Genomic DNA, 21,745 nt, shown 5'->3' on the forward strand with positions numbered 1-21,745 from the left:
CTGCTTTATACGCTTTTCTTTTTCGCTACTTCTAGTACCAAATGGTCACCGCTTTATTATATGCATCACTATTAGGAATCGCATGTATCCCTTGGGCCTGTGCTTTGCGCGGGTCCAAACCATATACCATTGGTGTATAACACGAGGTCTGCCCTATATTCACAACACCATTGCCCCCGGAACTGGCGCATGTATAGGCTTTACCATCAGTACTTCGGACGATCCTGGCATCCGCTTCATGGTTGTATACGGCGGAACGTGTTACGGTCACTTTTGCCCAAGCGGTTTTACAGACAGTGCTGAATTTCAATTCTACGTACGAATTGGAATCGATCCATTTTTTATCCTTCGTTACCGCCGAACTTGCACAACTATTATAGTTAGGGCTTTTTCCATCATAAGTATGTGTTTCTGCTATTGCTAGATTATTCCCAAATCCAAAAAACTCGACAATGAACATAGTCAAGGTCATCACCATCGATAAACCTATCATTTTCAGCTTATTATTCAAGTCATTCATCCTTTCTTTGCATAAAAGTAGATGAAGGATTTTGCTTTATGATTAATACCAGCCAGTTTCGCCTGCCGTATATGGCCAGTATCCAACTGCTTGAGCTTTTCGCGGATCTAAATCATATACCATAGGTGTATAGCATGTCGTTTGACCTTTATTAATAACACCATTTCCTCCTGGAGATGCACAACTATATTGTTTATTATCCGTGTTTCGGACAACTAATGCCGTTGCCTCACCATCAGATTTAGCCGGTCTGCTTAGAGTGATCTTTGCCCAAGCTGTTTTGCAAGTTGTACTGAATTTCAACTCTAAATTTGCAGAAGCACCGTTTAAATTAATTTTCACATTCTTCTTCGTTACTGCACTGTCCGCACAATTGTTATAGTAAGGACTTTTTCCATCATAGGTGTGTGTTTCTGCTGATGCTTTGCTGGCAAAAGAATCAAGGGAGCCAAAAAGGACTAAAAAAGCTACAAAAAATGAAATACATAAAACCATTTTTTTCATTATTTCACTCATCCCCTTAACAAAATTTATACACTGTTCATCTTACATTTTTGTAATTTTCTTACAAGTGATAAATTCCCTAGTTCATGAAAATCCAGAAACCTCCTTTAACTTGCAGCCTGCCATCACTATTACAGTCTGGTATGTCTCGCTTTATCAACTGAATCATCACAGAGACAAAGTCATTATGCCTATGAGCAATTCAGGACAAATACGGGAACAACTAAGGACATATGAATGTCGCGTTGAGACAAAACGAGCCAATAGGCTAAAGTTGAATGGGAAAAGACACAGGTCGATGTACTTAATGTTTTTTTAAAAGAGAAAAGCCCAAACAAAACTCGAATCGTTTTGTCGGGGCTTTATTTCATTTAGCAAGGTTTTCTCTGATCAATCTAATGATGCTATCATAATAGGAAAGATCATGCGGCACGAACTCATCTCGTCCAACAAATCGATCGATCATCATCCTACGGCCTTCTTGATCCATTTCGAATCCCTTAATATTCACTTTGTCCTTCGCTTCGGTCCAAAGCTCTTCGAAGTCATTCAGTACAACCTTCACCATCCCGGAAACCTCTTCTGGCTGCAGGGTGAAATCATCGAAGCAATGTGCACTTTCATAAAGAAAGACGTTTGCCAGTTCCTTGTCGATGAAATCTTCTTTCGTTTGATGGTATTCAATAATCCCTAATGGAACCAACTCGTCAAAGGAAACGTCAATGCCTATTTCTTCTTTAATCTCCCTGACTCCGTCGTATACCGATTCATGAGCCAGTAAATGACCGGCAGCCGTTATATCCAATAGATTCGGATAATCTTTTTTCATCGCACAACGGTGCTGAAGATATAAGTAATCCACGCCCGCTTCCGAACTTGCGAACCAGCAATGGAAAACCTCATGCCAATGTCCCAATCTATGTACTTCCTCCCGCGGAGCCACGCCGATTTGAATGCGATTGGAATCGAATACTTTCAACAACTCAGTTTCCATGGAGCTTCACTCCTAGCCCTTTTATATAAAAAACTGCTGCTTCACCCTTTTTCTTTTTTCCAATTTTTCGGGTTTAAATAACCTTTATATTTAGCAGCCACCTCTTTCCCAACCAAAAGCGCGCCTGCCCAAAACATGACTTCCGCAAAGACGATAGCACCTGTTATGACTCCCGCTTTAACACCAGTCGAAACAGGCGTAAAAGGAGCTATTACAGGAATGATCCAAGTGAGAAGGGAAATGATCAGGAATCCCATCCCTACTTTGTAAAACCTCGATTTCTTTATTTCCTTACTTTCGTTATCCAATTAAATAACCTCCGTCATGCTGATTTTCATTTAATTACTCCGTCCAAACATACACTTTCAAATCCACCATGTTGAATATATTCTTTTTTTATACGTTTGAATGTTCATTTCGTTTCATAATATGAGATATAAAGAAATATCAGTTGAGGAAAGCTAGGGAAAACCGGAGCAGGTATTTGACTTTACGATTCTTAATGGATTTAATAATCATATAACACTTGCATGCAGGAAAGGAAAATCCAATGTATATTGAATTCATTGCCACAACGATAGAAGATGCCATTTTAATCGAGAAATCGGGAGCAGACCGAATCGAGCTTGTCAGTTCTTTAGCCGAGGGGGGATTAACTCCCAGCCACGCCCTGATAGAAGCTGTCGTCAATTCAGTAAAGATACCAGTCAACGTGATGGTAAGGCCTCATAGCCAGTCGTTTTGTTATTCTCAAAACGATTTGGAAATCATGAAAAAAGATATCCAAATCATTCGTTCACTCGGAGCGAACGGGGTTGTATTGGGTACATTAAATGAAAAAAATGAAATCAATCGACCATATCTCGAAGAACTATTGACGGTATGTGAAGGTTTGGAGATTACATTCCACCGAGCCATCGATGACACACACGACCCAGTTCTTTCAGCTGAAATGCTAGCACAATATCCAGAAATCACAACGATATTGACGTCAGGTGGACATGGGGATTTGCCCAGCCGCATGAAAACGATTCAACAAATGAAAAAAGTCTGCGGCGGCATAGCGATACTGGTGGGAAGCGGCTTAAATAAGGATAATATCCTTGCTATCCATTCCGAATTGCATACCGGTCACTATCATTTCGGTACGGCTGTTCGAAAAAATAACAGTATTATTGAAGGAATTCAATTGGAAAAAGCTAAAGAAATCGTGAACATGCTATTGAAATAATGTCGGAAAGGGACCTTCCTTTGGTCCCTTTTATGATGCAGATCTCTTTTTTTGTAAAAAGACCGAGTCCCAAAACCAAAAAATCAAGGCCGCAGAAAGGCTTATTGCATAGTAATTCTTTGTCGTTAAAACTTCCATACTGATGTCAAAATTAAGCACCGAACTATAAATGAATACAGCCAGCAAAGAGAAAAAAATATAAAGACAAAAATAAAGTAAACTGAATTTTTTAGGATGTTTATTGAAAAGGACCTGTACCGGAACAGCAAATAATAAATAAGGGATAACGATATAAAAGGAAAACATGATAAAGCCAAACACTCCCCAGGAACCCCAGCTAAAAATAACCATTCCCGTGGAAAGCGATAGAGAGGATGAGACTAGACTAAAAAAATAATAAGGAATCACATCGCTTAGATCCGATACCTTTTGACTCATTTTCCAAAGTTCCATTTTAACAAACACCTCTATAATATAATGGAAATTTTTACATAATCATTATACTATATAAAATGGAGGTGTTTTTATTTTGGAGCTATAAATCGAATTATTCGTTTTTCTGGCCATTATCTTTTTAATAGTCATTTCCAATCGATTCTTACCCTGGTGGGTAAAAGTCGCCATTGCCGTTTATTACTCTGTCATTTCCTATCTCTTCATTACCACTAAAAGTAAAATTGATAAACAGTATGAGAATATCACTCCTGTACCTGACGCTTACTGGGATAAAAATTCTGCCTGGGTCGACACTATGACTGGTTATTATTTATGGTCCTTTTTAATAATTCTCCTATTCATCTATTTTAAATGGTTCACAAGTGTGAAAAGTAAGGAAGCGAAGGGATTGGTGATCGTTAGTTTCATTCCATCATTGGCCCTTTTTTTACTATTCATTTTCATATTCAGTTTTTCATACGGGTACAGACCATAGGGGTTAGATATTGCCTGATTTTAAAATAAGAAGGTTACCGGAGCAACCTTCCATCATGGAATTTCTGATTCTTGAGATTTAATTTTTGTTAGTGTCAGCAAAATGCCCCATCGCATCACACATGAATTTTGCTAAACCATCACCATATTGGTCGATATTTTTGGTGAAGCGTTGATCATCGACGTACATTTGACCTAATCCTTTGAAAGCATCCAGCGAGTATGTTCCGAAGTTATTGTTCAAACAATCATACCATTCTTTAATTGCTTCTTGTGCCTCCACCGACTCGGGCGAGTCATTTCGGATTGACGCAAGTTTTATATAGATATCCGACACAATTTTCTGTGCATCTTTGGACATGTCCGCTACTTTTGCCTTTGACTCATCGACAGCTTTTTCTCCCCAAAGCTTGCGGGCTTCTTCTTCATATGGATTCTGACTGAAGTCAAACCCTTCAAATTTTTCTTTATCCGTCATTTGAATTTCCCCTTTCATATGCTTAATCGATTTATCGACCGTGTTAATTAATTTATCAAGCTGACTGCGTTTCTCAAGTAACATTTTTTGATGCTGCCTTAACGCTTCTTGTTTATCAAACGAAGAACTGCTTATCATTTGTTTAATTTCCTTTAAAGGCATTTCGAGTTCCCTGAAAAACAGGATTTGCTGCAACATCTCAAGATTTTCATTCGAATAAAGGCGATAACCGGAATCAGTTGTCTCCTCTGGCGATAATAACCCGATCTCATCATAATAATGCAGTGTCCGCACACTAATGCCCACTAAATCGGCTAGTTCTTTCACTTTCATTGCCACTGCTTCTTACCTCCTTTCGATATCATTTACTGTAAGGTATTACGCAACGTGAGAGTCAAATGGAAAAATGAAAATTTTCCGCCTAACTTAAAAAGACGATCCTTCCTAAGGAAGAATCGCATGATAGTCAGAATTCACACATTAAAATTCCCTTCTACTCGTGAATTTGGCGCTTTTACTTATGAGTTTCGACCTTTTACTTGTGAATTTGACGCTTTTACTCGTGAATTGGACTTTTCTCATGAAATTTGACGCTTTCACTCGTGAATTTCGGCCTTTACTCGTGAATTTCAGCTTTTTACTCGTGAGTTTCGGCCTTTTACTCGTGAATTTCGGCCTTTTACTCGTGAATTTCGGCCTTTTACTCGTGAATTGGACTTTACTCGTGAAATTTGACGCTTTCACTCGTAAGTTTCGGCTTTTTACTCGTGAATTTGACGCTTTTACTCATGAGTTTCGACCTTTTACTCGTGAGTTTGACGCTTTTACTCGTGAATTGGACTTTTCTCATGAAATTTGACGCTTTAGTTTTGGCCTTTTACTCGTGAGTTTGATGCTTTCACTCGTGAGTTTCGGCATTTTACTCGTGAATTCGGCGCTTTTAATCATGAATTGGACTTTTCTCATGAAATTGGACGCTTTCACTCGTGAGTTTCGGCTTTTACTCGTGAGTTTCAGCCTTTTACTCGTGAATTTGACGCTTTTACTCGTGAATTTCAGCCTTTTACTCGTGAGTTTGATGCTTTTACTCGTGAGTTTCGGCCTTTTACTCGTGAATTGGACTTTTCAGCCTTTTACTCGTGAGTGAAGCATTTGCTCTGCATGAAAGTTAGTTCCGATCTTAGCTACATCTCCAATGATCGGGAATGCTTAAAGAAAGCGGTAATTTTGTATGGATATCGCCTTTAGCCGAGTTAACTTGTGCTTGTGTGATAAAGAAACTTCCGGTGAGATCGGCACCGCTTAAATCAGCGTCCCTAAAGTCGGCGCCGATAAGGTCAGTCACTCTCATGTCAGCTTCCCTGAGGTCAGATGCAATAAACAAAGCTCCTCTTAAGTTCGCTCCCCTAAGATCAGCACCTCTCAACTTTGCACCGATAAGGTCGCTCCCCCTACCTATTTTGTACTGTTTTTTTTGACTTTTCTTAAATGAAACCTTTGCACGTACCAGTTCACTTGTGCGCAGTAGTAAATCATTAACGGTCGCTCTATGGGCTGGTACATTTAGTGCCAATAGAGACTTTGGTCTTTGCTTAGTAAGATATTCCGTGTCTTCAAAAGCAGCCTGCAAATCTCGATGAAGTGGTTTCGCATCTACTAAATTCAGTGCTTCATTTAAGTAGCAAAGCATTTCATGTAGTTGTTGCATAATAGGAAATACATCAAACATTTCCTTTGCTGACGCTGGGTTGTCTCTCCAATCGTTTCCATCATAAGTGAGTTGAGATACCTTTTGACCGGCACCAAAGCATTCATATACCGTGCAGCCCCTAAATCCTTTTGCTCTGAGGTTTTCATGGATGCCGCAACGATAATCTGATTGCAGGTTTGAACATGGTTTACCTCCATCTTTATCAAATGCAAAATCAGCAGATTTTGCATAAGGCAAAGCTACACAGCACAAACCAAAACAATTCTCACAGTCTGCACGTAAATGATTAAGAATACTATCATTATTCGTTAATTGATTAAACAATCCTTACACTTCCTTCTATTATATAAAACCAATCCTTTTTTGTTTTCTTCTATAAGATAGACTTTAGTTCTTCCCATTCTTCAAGTGAAATTTGTTCGGTCATATGTTTATATGCATCAGGGACTTTTACCGAACACATAAGTTCCAGGCTATTGCCATCAGGGTCAGTAAAATAGACAGAAGCGTTTCCTTGGTTCGGACGCACAAAAGGTTCAATGGTTTTTCTTTTTCCAAAAGGGACGACTTCAATTTTTAGAGATTGAAGCCAAGTTAACGAATTTTTCATATTTTCATAAGATACCCGAAAGGCGATATGCCTTAGTGATGGGTGGTACGGAGTTTGATATTCTTTCCCTTCCCATAGGCCGACCCAGCTTTTGTTTTCCTCTATCCAAAAGAAGGCAGTATCTTCATCCCTCCAAGCTAGTTTCAAGCCTATTTTCTTATAAAAATCGATTGAGATGGTCAAGTTCTTAACGGGTAAATGGGCTTCATATAAACCTTCTATCATATTACATTCTCCTTTCTCCTAAAATCTTCATTTAAGATACAGCCATACAAATAATTCAAGAAACCGATCGCATTATCCTTCTGTTGTATTAAATTAAAAACGTGAATAAGGACACGTTTCATACGTGTCCTTATTCTGGATCAGCTTCCACCCGGGTTTAAAACTTTTCGGGGTAAAGTCCTTCCGCTACTGTCCGTAAGGCTAGGGGGGCACGAATCCCTTCAGCGCCCGCTGAAAGAGGAAGCACGATGATTGCTTTATTTCGAATGGCCGGCACATCCGCCAGTTCACTTTTATTTAATAAGAATGCTTCTTTTTGCTTTATGGGGATATCGCCATAATCAATGATGGCAATGACATCCGGATTCCGATCGACGACTTCTTCCCAACTGACCTCAGGCCATCCCCCTTCCGTATCGCCAAAAATGTTCTGGCCGCCAGCCATTGAAATGATCCCGTTCATGTAATTATTTTTTGCTGCCGTTTTCGGAACTTCTTCACCGCTGTCATATACGAAAACGTTTTTGGGCTTTCCTGCCGCTTCGATTTTTACTGTAGTTTCTTTTATATCCCGTTGCATCTCTTCGATGAGGTCCGCTGCCTTTTCTTCTACATGAAAGATACGGCCAATATTCTCAATATCTTTATACACATCTACCATTGTCGGTGTTGACGTATTGGAAGACTCTTGGATATATGTATTGATTCCGGCTTCTTTTAGCTCTTGGACGGTTCCTAACGTTTGTTCCGTAAAGGCGCTTTTCCAGCCTGCATATGCAAAATCCGGCTCAGCTTCAAAGAAAACTTCTTTTGATGGGTATTCCTTGGAAAGCACAGGCACCGTTTCATATGCATCTTTATATTTCGGCAAAATTTCGTCATCCAAATAAGCCGTACCTGCCATTGAATCCTGTAATCCTAATGCAAGCATGATTTCCGTCGCATGCTGATTTAGCGAAACGGCCCGTTTGGGGGCCTCTGCATAGGTGAATTTATGACCCAGATTTGTGATGACCACCTTTTCTTTTCCACCTTTTTCACTCTGATTGCCTCCGCCCTTTGAAGCTTCCTCGGAGTTATTGCAAGCAGCCAATATCATCATTGCCAATAAACTGATGCTTAATAAAATCTTTCGGTAACCAGTCATATATTACCCCTCGTATCTATTGTTATTTTATATATGTGCTAAAAAGGTGATATGCGTTTTTTGCGTGACGGGGTGTATGCCGATTTCCGTCTCCACCCCGAACACCTTCCTTATCATTTCTGTCGTCAATACAGCTTCCGGTGTTCCGGATGTGATTACTCTGCCATTTTGGATGACGTATATATGATCACAATACATGGACGCCAAATTTATATCATGCAGGGCCGTCAAGACGGTAATGTCCAGTTTTTTTACAAGGTCCAGCAATTGGAGCTGATGCCTGATGTCTAAATGATTCGTTGGTTCATCCAGGATGATGATTTTCGCTTCCTGGGCAAGGGCGCGCGCTATGAGGACACGTTGTTTCTCACCACCCGACAAGCTCATGAAACTCCTGTCTTCAAATCCATTCATTTCGACACGAGATAAAGCGTGATTGACGATTCGTCTATCTGTCGAAGTATCTCCCTGAAATAACCGCTTATGAGGATGCCGTCCCATCCAAACCATCTCTTGTACACTAAAGTCGAAGGTCAGGGATGTTTCTTGACTGACAACCGCCATTTCCCGGGCTGTTTGTTTCGGTGAAAGCCGGTAAAGGTCACGACCGTCCAGATGAACAGATCCCGTATGCGGCTCCACAATCCGGGAAACATTTTTTAATAGAGTGGATTTCCCGCTCCCATTCGGACCGATCAGCCCGACGAACTGCCCAGTTTTTATATGTAGAGATATATCCTCAATGATAGGAGTGTCCAGAATTGAATAAGACACTTCTTCAATTGCTAATTTCACTTGCCCCCACCTCCAAATGAATATGAACTTCGCCGCAAAAGCCAAATGAAGAATGGCCCTCCGCACAGTGCGGTGACAACGCCAATCGGAAGTTCTTGAGGTGCCAGGACTAGCCGGGCACATACATCTGACCAAATGACGAGGATCATGCCAATCAATATGCTGCATGAAAGAACTCGTTTATGGTCTGTCCCGACCAATAGCCGGGATAAATGCGGTACGACCAAACCGATGAACCCAATCGAACCGCTTACAGCCACAACGGTCCCCGTAACAAGGGACGTAATGATGATCAGAACTTTACGGAAGGCTTCCATATTGACTCCAAGCGTCGCGGCGACTTCTTCGCCCATCAATAAGATATTGAGGGAGCGGGATTGTACGATAAGGAACAAGGAAACCACAAGCACCACAACTGCTGGAATCGGTATGTATTCCCATTTTGCACCTGCTAAACTGCCCATCATCCAAAACATCGCCTCACGGATGCCTGAATCTCTTGGTGCAAGTGTGACAATGAAATTAGTGACAGCCGACATGATCATCGAAATGGCTACACCTGCCAATAATAGCCTTGTCGTTTGGATTCTCCCTCCCACTTGAGCCAATAAATAAACGGAAAGCATCGCAGCCATGGCCCCCAGGAAGGCACCGAATGATAACGCATATTGTCCGAATATAGGCAGCGCCCCAAAGAGAATGACAAGGGTTGCAGCAACAGAGGAACCAGATGAAATGCCCAGAATATACGGATCTGCAAGTGAATTGCGCACCAATGCCTGGATGACGACACCCACTACGGATAATCCTGCACCTACCACCGCACCGAGCAATACACGGGGCAGACGGATATCCCAAATGATCCGCTCTTGTGCGATACTCCAATTCACCTCCAAAGAATCACCGAGAAAAGGCAGATGCCCTAAGGCAATCTTCCACACTGTTATTGCTGACATCTTAACTGGCCCAAGGGTAACAGCGAATGTAACGGATAATAAAAGGATGCACAGCAAGAAAAATAGCAGGAAACGAAACCTGCGTTTGGCTTTTCTCTCAAAATGAGGTTCTTCAAGCACATCCCCGCTCTCTTTCAATGAGCTTCTAATCAATGACTCTCCCAATGATGAACTCCTCCTTCAAAAAAACAACACAAAAAAACCCCATCCTTTTAACAAAGAATCGAGTTACGAGTATAAGCAAAAAAAATACGGAAGGACCTAAGTCCGTCTTTTCTCTCTCGAACACCTCTCCTCTCAGCGAAGGAAAAATTGGTGATGCCTACTAGGTAGGTCTCCTGGCTTCCAGATCAACATTTCCTTTCGTCTTCCCTGACTGACTGTCAAGTGACATCCTGAAAGAAAACTCCTTGGTTACAGTGGCGCGACCACTCGGGATTTACACCCGATTCCCTGTTACCCTTTGTTCACACAAAGGCACCCAGCGGCAAATATATGAATTCCTCGCAAAATTTCCCAAACATTAATACAACGTTAGTATAGTATACTCCCCATCTTTTCTCAATTAAAAAATGGGAATGCCGTCTATTAATAGAGGAATATGGATTTATAGGTTCTTACTATAATGGTAGAATGTTAGCTTTTGATCGGTATCCGCACTAATTTTCTCATTAATCGAAGTCCGTTCAAAACCGTTTTTCACTAAAACCTTTTGAGAGGCCAAATTGTCGCTTGTCGTTTTGGCATGTATTTGAGTCACATTCAATTCCGGCGCAAGATTAACCAAAAGCTTTAACGCTTTATTCGCTATTCCCCTTTGCGTATACTTCTCCCCAATTCTATAACCGACATGGGCCGTACCATTAATGGGGTCGATATCCACAAGATTAATCCTGCCGACGATAGTGCCTGAACCATCCTTAATCAGATAAAAAGAAGATATTGCATCTTCTTGTTCTTTTAATAATTCCTTATGCCTGACTTCAAACGTTCCAAAGCTATAATAATCATCTCCCCGGCCTGGGACCGTTTGTTCAAAAAATGTTCTGTTATTGCACTCAAATTTAAATAACTCTTGTGCATCCTGTTCATTAAGCCTATCAATGTATATATCCATCATTCCTTCATCCCTTTCCAAAAACGCTAAGCATATAAGAGCTGATATCTTCCATACCTATCATTCAATAAAACCAAGGGCTTATCCTTCCTGATAAATGGATAAAGAATATTTTTTTGATCTTTCACTGCTGTCAGCATACCTTTCATTTGGATAACACTGTAACAAACTGATAAATCGTGCTACTCTCAATACCATATCATTCCAAATGCTATGAACCCATCATACCCACTCCACAAATAGTTGAGAATAAATCTTTTTACATACGTTGTATAAGGTGTAAAAGCTTTTACAAAAAAATAAGGGGAATCATGATCATGAAGTCTACCGAAAGAAATTTTATCGAGCGGCTGCAACGCCAAAAAGAGGATGCATTGGAATTTATAGTTGATACCTATTTGCCATTAATCAAGGGGGTCACATATAAAATTCTCTCCCCCCTTAAGAACGACGGAATTATTGAAGAATGCATCAATGATATTTTTCTCTCAATCTGGAACAATTCGAAAAAGTTCCATGGGGATAAAACAGATTTCAGAAAATGGATTTGTGCGATCGCTAAGTTTAAAGCGATTGATTACTACAGAAAAGCCATGAAGAAAATGGAGCTTACGTCAGGTTACACAGAAGTAGATTCAGAAAAATCTGTAGAAGATGAACTAATTATATTGGAAGACAGAAAAGAACTGCTTCAGTTAATCGATCTCTTAGAACCTGTTGATCGGGATATTTTTATTATGAAGTACTTTCTAGGTTTGAAAAATGAGGATATATCGATAAAACTCGGGTTGAGCAAAGCATCAATAGACAATCGTATTTATAGAGGGAAAAAGAAGCTAAGTCAAAAAGCTACGAATCTTAAGTTAGGAGGAAGCTTCGTATGAAGGATATTTATGAATTATTAAATGATATGGACATAGACGAAACTGAATTTAAGGAAATGGAAGTCACCGAACTAGAAAAAGCCAAAATCAAAAGATCACTCAAAAAATCAATAAGCAAGAAGAAAAAAATGAAGCGTTGGCAGAAGAATGTATTGGCTGCTTCCATTATATTCGGATTATCCACCGCAACGATTGGATTCTCGTTTACCGCTTCTGCTAAAAGCATTCCTTTAATAGGAGATATTTTTAGCTTTTTAGGTAATGGAAATGATGATAACAAGAATACTGGAAAGGGTCTTTACGGTGATTATAAGGCCTACTCCAATGAAATTGGCCTTACCGAAAAAAGCAATGGCCTTACTTTCACGATAAATGACGCCATTTATGACGGAAAAACGGTAACCATCACTTATACTATTGAAAGCGAAGAAGATTTGGGGGATGGATCATTCTATATTCCCGGCCCGAATATAAAAGAAATGAAAGCCCAAGCAGGATCGGATGGAGTTACAAAAGTAGCTGATAAAAAATATGTAGGCTTATTAACGGCTAGTAACTTAGAAGATCTTAAAGAAGATAAGGTAAATATAGACTGGGATATAGACAGCATCAGTGTTACCGACATGGATAAAGAGATAAAAGGAAATTGGAACTTTGCCTTCTCTTTAGAGGCAACCGAAAGCAACGAAAAGGTCATCAATAAAAGTTTAGATCAATATGGAGTAAAGGTTTCCGTTGAAAAAATCGCGATATCACCGATGTCATTTGTCGTTCACTACAATCAAGAAGTTTCCGACTTGGTTAAAAACATGTGGGATGACGTCTATGTTGAATTGACCATTAAAGATGACTTAGGAAATGTTTACTCTGGTCAAGGCAACGGGGGAATGGGTTTGGGTTCCTATAATATGAGCTGGAGTAAAACCTTCCAAAAAATTGATCAGAATGCTACGAAACTGATTGCAACTCCTCATTTGTCGTTACGTAATTTCACCTCAGAGAACCATGGGGAAGTAACCATAACAGAAGATGGTGAAGAAAAGGTGTCATCCTTCCCATCAAAACAAAAAAATGCTCCTAAAGAGTTTGTATTGGATGATATCATGATTGATTTGAAGAAATAACAATTTCAACTATAAGAGGTATACTGAACCCTTGATCCGAGAGCGGAAAAGGTTCATGTATGCCTCCTTTTTATTGTTCCTTCTAATCCAGTTCGTGAATATGGATATATACATGAATCCCTTCAAAAGTCAAAAATAAATTATTTTCTTCTGGTAAAAAATCAACAGATGATGTATCATAGTCTTCAGATATTCATTATTCACATTTGGTTAATCGGAATTAGGAGGAATAGATATGATTGGATATGTGTTTTTAAACCTTGCTATAATGCTCGTTCTTTTAGGCGTTTTATTTTACATGAATAAGAAACATGTTTCTTTTACAAAAAGGGTCTTTACTGGACTTGGTTTAGGGATTGTCTTCGGACTTCTTTTACAGTATTTCTATGAACCCCAGTCAGAAGCGATCGTTAAATCGGTCGATTGGTTTAACATTGTAGGGTCAGGCTATGTTAAGTTCCTGCAAATGATCGTTATGCCGCTTGTCTTCATTTCGATCTTATCGGCATTTACAAGATTGAAACTAACCAGCAATATCGGAAAGATCAGTGTCCTGATCATCGGAATCCTGCTTGGAACGACTGCGATTGCAGCAGCGGTGGGGATCACCTCGGCAACTGTATTCAATTTGGAAGCCGTTCAAATTGAGCAAGGAGATGCAGAGTTAAGCCGTGGGGATCAAATAACGGAAACATACGGTACGATTCAAGATAAAACGATGCCGCAGCAAATCCTTGAATTGATTCCGTCAAATCCGTTTCTGGATTTAACTGGAGCCCGTCCGACTTCAACTATTTCTGTTGTGATTTTTGCTGCATTTCTTGGGATTGCCTATTTAGGGGTCAAAAGAAAGCAACCTGAACATGCTGAATTTTTTGCTAAAATAGTAGATACATTGCACAGCATCATCATGCGCGTGGTAACGTTAATTCTACGTTTAACACCTTACGGAATCTTGGCGATCATGACTAAGACGGTAGCGACAAGTGATCTGGACGCTATCCTGAAATTAGGGAAATTCGTAGGAGCCTCTTATGTCGCCCTAATTGTCATGTTCCTTATTCATTTGTTATTGCTGACGCTTGCAGGATTGAATCCAATGGTATATTTGCGAAAAGCCTTCCCGGTATTATCGTTTGCCTTCACTTCGAGAACAAGTGCAGGAGCACTTCCATTGAACATCCAAACACAGAAACAACTAGGGGTGTCTGAAGGAATTGCCAACTTTGCTGGATCGTTCGGTTTGTCGATTGGTCAAAACGGCTGTGCCGGCATCTATCCGGCCATGTTAGCGGTCATGATCGCTCCGACAGTGGGAATCGACCCACTTACGCCATCCTTTATAGCCATGTTAATTGCTATTGTAGCTATTAGCTCTTTCGGGGTTGCAGGCGTAGGTGGAGGAGCAACCTTTGCTGCTATTCTAGTATTGTCAGCGATGAACTTGCCGATTGCCTTGGCAGGACTTTTGATTTCCGTCGAGCCATTGATCGATATGGGAAGAACGGCTGTGAATGTCAGCGGAAGCATGACTTCCGGTATTCTGACCAGTAAAATAACGGGCGACCTGGATAAGCAACAATTCAGCGAAGAATCATCTTTGAAAATAGAAGCTGAAATGTAAAAGAAAAAAGCATCGGACTTCCTGTCATGGGAAGTCTGGTGCTTTTTTTGTATAGGCTAATGAACTTGTATAATAATCACTTCAACTGCTTTTCGTTTTCCTGATCGTATATCCACAATAAATAAGTATACCCAGCATCGTTATCAAACTGCTCAGTATCAAATTAACGTTCCCTTGGTAATGGGTCTGTTTCAATAAAAATTCAGGTGCAAAAAGGAGTATCGGAATGATGATGGAAACCCAGGATTTGCTCCAAAAGGATATGAGAATGAATATCGAAATGGCCAGTATTACAGCAATAATATTACCTGTGTTTTCAAATTCAATAAACGTTGTGCTATAAATCTCACTAACCAAAAATAAACCTGCAAATAACGCCATCGAGATCATGCTTAGTCCATATAGGAGTACACCTTGCTTTACCTTGGATAATTTATGACTAGCCATATACCTAAAAGATAACATATAAAAGATTATTGAAAGGATTCCCGCCAAAGGATAACCGATGATTTCCCACAATGAAAATTCAATACCACCATTTATAGCTTTTGAAATAATCCAATAAGAAAATGCCCCGATTAAAATCATCACTATATATTTCAGCCATCCCATAAAATCAACAGACATTTCATCAGAAAGTTGCTCCATATATTCTTTTGGACTTCTGCCTACGATATGTTCCACGCTTTTTTTATTCCTTTCAGCTTCAAGAAGATGGACCTCTAGCTCTTCGATGATATCCTCGATTTCAGCCGTTTTCTTTCCACTTGAAAAAAGGTATAATCTGAGGTTCTCTAAAAAGTTTTGACTTTCCTTGGATAACGCTTTGTTAACATCAAGCACCTTTACATTCCCCCTTTGTTTTTCACTATTTTATTTACATTTGAACTTAGCTTACTCCAGCGGTCAATGAAGACTTCCAGTTCGCTTTCGCCTTTTTCAGATAAAGAGTAATACTTCCGACTAGGACCTGCTGTTGATTTCTTTAAAGTCGTAATTACTAATTTTTCCTTCTGCATACGTATTAATAATGGATAAATGGTACCTTCACTTAAAGAATCAAACCCATATCCCCCAAGCTTTTCGGCTAATTCGTACCCGTAAACCTCCCCTTCTTTAATGATCGCTAACAGACAACCTTCCAAAATCCCTTTAAGCATTTGAGTTGATGTCATGGATATTGAATCACCTTCCCCTTTATCTTGTATAACAAGGTATTAGTTCAAAAAATATTTACTTTAAAAAGAAAGATATACTTTATTTTACATTTAACTACCTTGTAATGCAAGTTATTAATTCCTTATTGTTCCTTTAGTGGGATTTATTCTTTTTCCGGCTATAATAAAATTTTTGGCGATTCATTAAAGCTACTTATTTTTTAATGTCCATTTTATTGTTAAACTACATGATAGTTTAATAAGAAATTGAGGATACATATTCCCCTAAATTAAATGTCCACTATTTCAATTCTGTTTATACACTTTAACATAAATATCCAATTTTTTTGATTGAACACAAAATGCCACTGTAAAATATTAGCCCATGGGAGTGAATATCTTACAGTGGCATTTCCTTCTTTTATGGCCTGTAATCACTTTTTCATTTGCCTCGCTGCATAATGATTGGCCTGAAAAGCCGATAGCGCTTGGAACATATACTGGACAGCTGCATATACCCCACATGCAAGAAGTATCCCTGCGAGTACATCCAATACAGCATGCTGTTTCGTGAATAGCGTGGAAAGGATAATCAATGTTCCCACCGTAGTGACACTGATGTACTCCCATTTATGCTGTTCTTTCCGCTTATGGACGACGATCATCATGATGAATGTAGTCAGTACATGAATGCTGGGAAGACAGTTGATAGGTTGATCATGACTATAAACGATTCGCATTAAATGGGCAAAGATATCGTTCCCCACCACTTCTGGACGAGGGACTGTCGATTGCCAAAGGCAATATACAAGAAAACAGATAAGTTTCCCTGATACCAAACTGCCTAATGCCACAAAATAGTGCTTTCGGTCAACGAAACAGTAGTAAACCAGCAATCCATAAATATACGGGTACCAAAGTAAATAAGGAACGACAAATTCTTTAATAAAGGGAATCTCCCCATCTATTATAGTCGTAACATCGACAGCGTGACCTGTGGATTGATTGATTACCGAGTAGATGGAACTAGTAATCACTAAAAGTAATAAATAACATATTGGGTGAAAGGATAAGATAGAATTGTTTTTCATGCTCGCTCCAGCTTTCAATATATTGGTTATTTTCCAAAGATTATTATACAACATTTTTCACTAGATTAACTCTTTAATTGCTAAAGTTAATGATTCCCATGAACTAGTAAAATGGATATTTCACCCTATTTACAGTTATCGACCAAGAATGCCTTCATTCCGATTCATTTGTATGACATAAGGAAAGCCATGGCATGCATACCACGGCTTGGAACTGAAATTTATATGCGAGAAGGTAAAAACGTGATTTCACTGCTTTCTCTAGATTTTGTTTTGGCGTTTTTTCCATACATACGTTAAGGTAATGAAAATGTAGATGCAAAGTGTAATGATCGTTACGATTATGGATGTCGTGAAAATGATTCCGATCAGGATTGTTATTAAAGCGATGATCGCAGCCCATGTCGTATACGGGAACCATTTAACCGAATAGGCACTTGTTTTTCCGGACTGTTGTTTACGTGATTTCAAATGGGCGAATGCAATGATCAACCAGATGAATAATACGGTATATCCCAGCGATCCCATTAGGAAATCGAAGGTCTTGCTTCCAGCAAATAAGGAAATCAGTACACCGCCGTATAAAGCCGACGTACACATTAATATTGCGAAAACAGGAACTTTTTTCTTGGATAAACGTGAAAAGATTTCCGGAACGCGACCGTCCACCGCTTGTGTATACAGAACGCGGGATGAACCATACAATCCAGAGTTCATCGATGAAATGATCGCCAATAGAACGACGGCGTTCATAATATGGTCTGCACCTGGAATCCCGATCATTTGAAAGACCATCACAAACGGACTTTCCGGCACACCGTTTACTTCATTCCAAGGAATTAAGCTAACGATGATAAAAAATGGAATGATATAGAAAGAAATGATCCTTACCAAAGTACTGCGAACGGCTTTTGGGACCACTTTTTCAGGATTTTTCGTTTCAGCCAATGTGACCCCGATAATTTCCGTTCCGCCATATGAATAGATTACCACCAGCATCGCCGTGATTAAGCCTGTTGATCCATTTGGAAAGAAACCCCCATGCTCAGTCAAGTTAGAGAAACCGACGGCTGTATGATCACCAAAAGTCACGAGCAGTAACAATAATCCAGCCATGATGAACACAATGATGACGGTAATTTTAATTAAAGCAAGCCAGTACTCCGTCTCAGCAAAAACCTTTACCGACAGCAAGTTAACCGCAGTAACTAACACCGAAACAGCTAATGCCAGTATCCAGATTGGATATCCAGGCAGCCAATATTGAATGAAAATTGCCGCAACCACCGATTCGGCCGCGATATTCAATACCCACATTTTCCAATAGATCCAATCCAGGAAATAGGCAGGATACTTTCCTAAAATCGATTGGACCAAATCCCTGAATGTACGTGCACCGCTATTGCGGACCGCCATTTCAGCTAAACCTTGCATGATGAATAAAAGGATGATGCCTCCTATCAAGTACGCAATGATTACGGAAGGTCCTGCCATATCAATGGCTGAACTGCTTCCTTTAAATAAACCTGCCCCGATGGCACCGCCTAATGCCATCATCGTAATATGCCTTGAAGTCATTGTCCTCTGTAAATTCCGTTTTTCCGTTTCCATATCCTTACCTCCCAAAAATCAAAAAAAGCATATCGTCTCTTCCTTCATAATCAAATGAAGAAAGAGACGATATGCCTTAAGCTTACCGCGGTACCACTCTTATTGGCTCTTTTAAGAACCCTGCTTTAAAAACCTTGTAACGAAGGTCAATCGTTAAAACAAAAGAATGGAATAATTCCTATCTTTCACTTTACCACTCCCAGGCAAGTTCAAAGTATCATTGGACTGCGTTGCACCAACCCGCAGCTCTCTTTACCGAATGATGTGCTTTTACTACTCCTGATCATTGCGTTTCAAAAATTAAATTATATCTGAATATTTTTAATAATATCCCATACTATACGGACTCGAAGTAAATTTGTCAATAATTTTCTTAGGATAATATTTTAAAAGAAACAATTCTTAGTGAATTGTGGTGAGCTAGCTATATAAAATCAGTAAAATACTATTTAGAATAAAGTATGGTTGGTTATCACTGAAACCTTTATAGATTTTGTTTGCCCAAAGGATAGTATAAAAGAAGCCTACCAACCTTCTGGGGAAAACGGGATATGATTGATTTGCTCATTTGATCACTCTTTTACATATATGCTAATTTAGTATTCTACCTTGTAGCTTTTAGGCGTTAAAACGTAACTTCTAAAATACTTATATTAGAACAGAATTTTCTCCAGAATGCAGGTTCCAATAAGATGCAATGGTTGTTTAAAATTTGCTCTGACACCATTCAAATTTTAACGCGGGAAGAATCTATGTACCTATTGGGAGAAGTTTTATATCAACGTGCCCAATCCTTGCAGCCCGTATTAAAAAAATCACAAGAAACCGCCTTCTTCAAAACCATTCAAATAGGCGCCATGAACAAGACTTGCAGAAACCTAGCTTATTCAAGCTGGAAAGCGAAGGATAGCATAGGGGGTTCCCTATCTAAATTCCTCGATGTCATGAATTTTGAAAAGCATCCTACCCTCATGGGTCCAGAACCTCTCGGAACCAACCCTATCTGTCTATTTCCATCCATAAAAATAAAACTATTTTTTCAAATTCTGTCATCAATGTTACAATAACAAGGTTGAAATCAACAATCTATAGAACACGTGAGGTATCATACATTTTATGAAAGCATTACGATTATTAAAAAGTTTTAACTTTTTATATTTTGGACTGCTTGCCATTTTCATTCCGTTTCTCCCAGTCTATCTGGCTGATCAAGGTTTGCGTCCAGCCCAAATCGGATTCATCATCGGTACAGGAGGTTTTGTCACGCTCATCACCCAGCCTTTATGGGGAATGATCAGCGACAAAACGAGGACTATACGAAAAGTCCTGTTGTTACTCATCTTTTTCTCGAGCGTAATCGGATATTTTCTCTATGACTCAAGCAGTTATCTTCAGCTTATCCTGTTTGCCATGCTGCTCTATTTCTTTTTGATGCCGATCGATCCCCTGACGGAAAGCCTTAACTTCACGATTGCAGAGAAATCTGGGATCAGTTACGGTTCCATCCGAACATATGGTGCATTGGGTTATGCGGTTATCTCGCTGATCACAGGCTACGTTATGTCATATTTCGGAGCAAACAGCCTGGCCTTCCTTTTTGCCGGCATAGGTTTGATCAGTTTCATCGTCAGCTGGATGATGCCTGATGCACCCGTTTCAGGGAAACCTGTCACCTTAAGCAGCCTTAAGCATTTTTTCAGCAATAAAGAGACACTTCTCTTCCTGCTATTGGTCTTTATCTGTGCTGTCCCAGCAAGGATGAACGATACTTTCCTCGGGGTGTACATCAGGGAACTTGGAGGAAGTGCCAAGCTTGTAGGCTTGACCTGGTTCTTAGCGGCCGGAAGTGAAATCGTTGTATTCGCCCTAAGCTTCTGGTGGCTGCGCAAGGGGAAGGAAATCATCATCATTTCGTTTGCAGCCGCGTTTTTCTTTATCCGTTATTTCGTCTCTGCGTGGATAACCGATCCACATCTATTAGCTTATTTGCAAGTGATGCAGCTGCTGACTTTCCCGATCTTCTACTCGGCTGCCATCCAATATCTTTATCGGATCGTTCCCGTGGAGTGGCGTGCCACAGGCCAGACCGTACTGGCACTGTTATTCTTCGGCGTTTCAGGAATCATTGCTTCTTATATAGGCGGATCCATATATGGGGCTTTTGGGGGCAAGACCCTTTACCTGTTCATCTCCTCCATCTCCTTTATCGGAATGGTATTTGCCCTAGTGCTTTACCGGATATATGGCAAGAGGCTCGATACTGCGGAGGAAGCTGTATAATCTTGAAAAACTGTTTAAAAAGAGCATGTTTGCACATAACCCTGTCAAGTAGACAATAATAAAAGAGTATTTCAAGCTGCGGCCTTTTCTCGATATTCAATCGGGGAAAGGCCGTTAAATTTTTCTTGGAAGCGATCAGTATTAGCTTCCTCTTCTGTTTTTGGGCGTAACACATATTGTAGATTTTAGATAAAGTTTAACTGTTTTTAAAAAAAGGCAAGATGTATATAAAAAAGTTGGCGAAGAGATAACCCATTTGGATATGATTATTTTAGGAGAGAAAGACAGGGATACTTTTACAGAATATTTTGCGTGAATTGATAGTCCGCAACATCAGGAGAGAACGGGAGAAGTTTTGACTTGGGTAACTGAGAGAGTTCCAAAATTTGCGTGGAATCAGCCAATGTTTGCCGATCATGGCACATTTATTATTGGCTTTAGCGTAGTCAATCATCATTTGGCTGTTTCCCCTGAAGGTACAGGGATTCAGCATTTTTCTGATGAAATTGTGCAGGCCGGCTATGAACACGGCAAAATGTTATTACGTATCAAGTGGGATAATCCGGTTGATTTCTCATTACTTGAGAGAATGATATTTTAGATAAGGCAGACTGTTCAACTTTTTGGCGGAAATAAAAAAAGGGTGAACTGAACCCCGAATTAAACTGTACCCTTTGTAAAGGACATTTTAAAAAAAGAGGTTAGGCTGCCTCTAGAAGATGATCTCTGTATTGAACAGGGGTCATCTTTTTTAAA

The 21,745-nt window shown here is 39.7% G+C and carries 23 protein-coding genes, 1 pseudogene, 1 riboswitch and 1 other annotated feature; of the genes and pseudogenes, 8 read left to right on the plus strand and 16 right to left on the minus strand.

The window, feature by feature from the left end; all coding sequences use genetic code 11:
- Window positions 1–31: 31 nt before the first annotated feature.
- The 4 genes from ACQKKK_RS23450 to ACQKKK_RS23465 all read right to left on the minus strand — a co-directional run bounded on the left by ACQKKK_RS23450 (window position 32) and on the right by ACQKKK_RS23465 (window position 2,326).
- Entirely contained in the window at window positions 32–472 is a 441-nt protein-coding gene (locus ACQKKK_RS23450) for a DUF2690 domain-containing protein (protein ID WP_427619546.1), read from the minus strand.
- 90 nt (window positions 473–562) lie between these two features.
- A complete protein-coding gene (locus tag ACQKKK_RS23455) occupies window positions 563–1,024 on the minus strand; it encodes a DUF2690 domain-containing protein (protein ID WP_427619508.1) in 462 nt (153 codons plus the stop codon).
- 367 nt (window positions 1,025–1,391) lie between these two features.
- Window positions 1,392–2,018 carry an NUDIX hydrolase gene (locus ACQKKK_RS23460; protein WP_427619510.1) on the minus strand — a complete coding sequence of 209 codons (627 nt, stop codon included), beginning with the start codon at window positions 2,016–2,018 and terminating at the stop codon, window positions 1,392–1,394.
- A 41-nt stretch (window positions 2,019–2,059) separates the two neighbouring features.
- Window positions 2,060–2,326 (minus strand): transporter suffix domain-containing protein, encoded by a 267-nt coding sequence (locus ACQKKK_RS23465; protein WP_427619512.1) that lies wholly within the window; start codon window positions 2,324–2,326, stop codon window positions 2,060–2,062.
- A 242-nt stretch (window positions 2,327–2,568) separates the two neighbouring features.
- Here ACQKKK_RS23465 and ACQKKK_RS23470 point away from each other — a divergent pair, with 242 nt between their 5' ends.
- Entirely contained in the window at window positions 2,569–3,249 is a 681-nt protein-coding gene (locus tag ACQKKK_RS23470; protein ID WP_427619514.1) for a copper homeostasis protein CutC, read from the plus strand.
- Window positions 3,250–3,279: 30 nt separating this feature from the next.
- On the opposite strand, the gene ACQKKK_RS23475 is transcribed toward ACQKKK_RS23470, so the two are convergent.
- Together ACQKKK_RS23475 and ACQKKK_RS23480 are read right to left on the minus strand one after the other, a co-directional pair.
- Complete coding sequence (locus tag ACQKKK_RS23475; RefSeq protein ID WP_427619516.1) at window positions 3,280–3,702, minus strand: UPF0715 family protein; 423 nt, start codon at window positions 3,700–3,702, stop codon at window positions 3,280–3,282.
- 556 nt (window positions 3,703–4,258) lie between these two features.
- Window positions 4,259–4,996, minus strand: coding sequence for a MerR family transcriptional regulator (locus ACQKKK_RS23480; protein ID WP_427619517.1), 738 nt, complete (start codon window positions 4,994–4,996; stop codon window positions 4,259–4,261).
- A 181-nt stretch (window positions 4,997–5,177) separates the two neighbouring features.
- Between ACQKKK_RS23480 and ACQKKK_RS23485 the strand changes: the two genes are divergently transcribed.
- Entirely contained in the window at window positions 5,178–5,516 is a 339-nt protein-coding gene (locus ACQKKK_RS23485; protein WP_427619519.1) for a hypothetical protein, read from the plus strand.
- Window positions 5,517–5,603: 87 nt separating this feature from the next.
- On the plus strand, window positions 5,604–5,804 hold the full coding sequence (locus tag ACQKKK_RS23490; RefSeq protein ID WP_427619521.1) for a hypothetical protein: 201 nt from the start codon (window positions 5,604–5,606) through the stop codon (window positions 5,802–5,804).
- A gap of 33 nt (window positions 5,805–5,837) precedes the next feature.
- Here the strand turns inward: ACQKKK_RS23490 and ACQKKK_RS23495 are convergent, their stop codons facing one another.
- From ACQKKK_RS23495 to ACQKKK_RS23520, 6 genes are all read right to left on the minus strand, one after another.
- Window positions 5,838–6,692: a pentapeptide repeat-containing protein gene (locus ACQKKK_RS23495; protein ID WP_427619523.1), complete on the minus strand. Its 855-nt coding sequence runs from the start codon at window positions 6,690–6,692 to the stop codon at window positions 5,838–5,840.
- Window positions 6,693–6,741: 49 nt separating this feature from the next.
- Complete coding sequence (locus ACQKKK_RS23500; protein ID WP_427619525.1) at window positions 6,742–7,203, minus strand: VOC family protein; 462 nt, start codon at window positions 7,201–7,203, stop codon at window positions 6,742–6,744.
- Window positions 7,204–7,360: 157 nt separating this feature from the next.
- Entirely contained in the window at window positions 7,361–8,350 is a 990-nt protein-coding gene (locus ACQKKK_RS23505; protein ID WP_427619527.1) for an ABC transporter substrate-binding protein, read from the minus strand.
- A 27-nt stretch (window positions 8,351–8,377) separates the two neighbouring features.
- Window positions 8,378–9,145: a heme ABC transporter ATP-binding protein gene (locus ACQKKK_RS23510; protein ID WP_427619529.1), complete on the minus strand. Its 768-nt coding sequence runs from the start codon at window positions 9,143–9,145 to the stop codon at window positions 8,378–8,380.
- Window positions 9,142–10,221 carry a FecCD family ABC transporter permease gene (locus ACQKKK_RS23515; RefSeq protein WP_427619548.1) on the minus strand — a complete coding sequence of 360 codons (1,080 nt, stop codon included), beginning with the start codon at window positions 10,219–10,221 and terminating at the stop codon, window positions 9,142–9,144. Before ACQKKK_RS23515 ends, ACQKKK_RS23510 begins: the two co-directional genes overlap by 4 nt.
- A 191-nt stretch (window positions 10,222–10,412) precedes the next feature.
- Window positions 10,413–10,600: riboswitch (cobalamin riboswitch) on the minus strand.
- A gap of 108 nt (window positions 10,601–10,708) precedes the next feature.
- A complete protein-coding gene (locus tag ACQKKK_RS23520) occupies window positions 10,709–11,221 on the minus strand; it encodes a GNAT family N-acetyltransferase (RefSeq protein ID WP_427619530.1) in 513 nt (170 codons plus the stop codon).
- 314 nt (window positions 11,222–11,535) lie between these two features.
- Here ACQKKK_RS23520 and ACQKKK_RS23525 point away from each other — a divergent pair, with 314 nt between their 5' ends.
- The 3 genes from ACQKKK_RS23525 (at window position 11,536) to ACQKKK_RS23535 (ending at window position 14,850) form a co-directional block, all read left to right on the plus strand.
- Window positions 11,536–12,102, plus strand: a complete 567-nt coding sequence (locus tag ACQKKK_RS23525) for a sigma-70 family RNA polymerase sigma factor (protein WP_427619531.1) — start codon at window positions 11,536–11,538, stop codon at window positions 12,100–12,102.
- A complete protein-coding gene (locus tag ACQKKK_RS23530; protein ID WP_427619533.1) occupies window positions 12,099–13,226 on the plus strand; it encodes a DUF4179 domain-containing protein in 1,128 nt (375 codons plus the stop codon). Before ACQKKK_RS23525 ends, ACQKKK_RS23530 begins: the two co-directional genes overlap by 4 nt.
- A gap of 235 nt (window positions 13,227–13,461) precedes the next feature.
- On the plus strand, window positions 13,462–14,850 hold the full coding sequence (locus ACQKKK_RS23535; protein WP_427619534.1) for an L-cystine transporter: 1,389 nt from the start codon (window positions 13,462–13,464) through the stop codon (window positions 14,848–14,850).
- A gap of 81 nt (window positions 14,851–14,931) precedes the next feature.
- Here the strand turns inward: ACQKKK_RS23535 and ACQKKK_RS23540 are convergent, their stop codons facing one another.
- The 4 genes from ACQKKK_RS23540 to ACQKKK_RS23555 form a co-directional block, all read right to left on the minus strand.
- Window positions 14,932–15,693 (minus strand): HAAS domain-containing protein, encoded by a 762-nt coding sequence (locus ACQKKK_RS23540; protein WP_427619536.1) that lies wholly within the window; start codon window positions 15,691–15,693, stop codon window positions 14,932–14,934.
- Between the two features lie 2 nt (window positions 15,694–15,695).
- On the minus strand, window positions 15,696–16,025 hold the full coding sequence (locus tag ACQKKK_RS23545; RefSeq protein WP_260286719.1) for a PadR family transcriptional regulator: 330 nt from the start codon (window positions 16,023–16,025) through the stop codon (window positions 15,696–15,698).
- Between the two features lie 416 nt (window positions 16,026–16,441).
- Entirely contained in the window at window positions 16,442–17,098 is a 657-nt protein-coding gene (locus ACQKKK_RS23550) for a phosphatase PAP2 family protein (protein WP_427619539.1), read from the minus strand.
- Window positions 17,099–17,359: 261 nt separating this feature from the next.
- Complete coding sequence (locus ACQKKK_RS23555) at window positions 17,360–18,709, minus strand: amino acid permease (protein ID WP_427619540.1); 1,350 nt, start codon at window positions 18,707–18,709, stop codon at window positions 17,360–17,362.
- A gap of 59 nt (window positions 18,710–18,768) precedes the next feature.
- Window positions 18,769–19,005, minus strand: a binding site (T-box leader).
- An 820-nt stretch (window positions 19,006–19,825) separates the two neighbouring features.
- Between ACQKKK_RS23555 and ACQKKK_RS23560 the strand changes: the two genes are divergently transcribed.
- The gene (locus tag ACQKKK_RS23560) at window positions 19,826–20,989 is read left to right on the plus strand and encodes an MFS transporter (RefSeq protein WP_427619542.1); all 1,164 of its coding nucleotides are present in this window, start codon (window positions 19,826–19,828) and stop codon (window positions 20,987–20,989) included.
- A 316-nt stretch (window positions 20,990–21,305) separates the two neighbouring features.
- Window positions 21,306–21,625: pseudogene (locus ACQKKK_RS23565) on the plus strand (iron chaperone).
- Window positions 21,626–21,745 lie beyond the last annotated feature (120 nt).

The sequence above is a fragment of the Peribacillus sp. NPDC006672 genome (assembly GCF_050274955.1).
Lineage (GTDB): Bacteria > Bacillota > Bacilli > Bacillales > DSM-1321 > Peribacillus.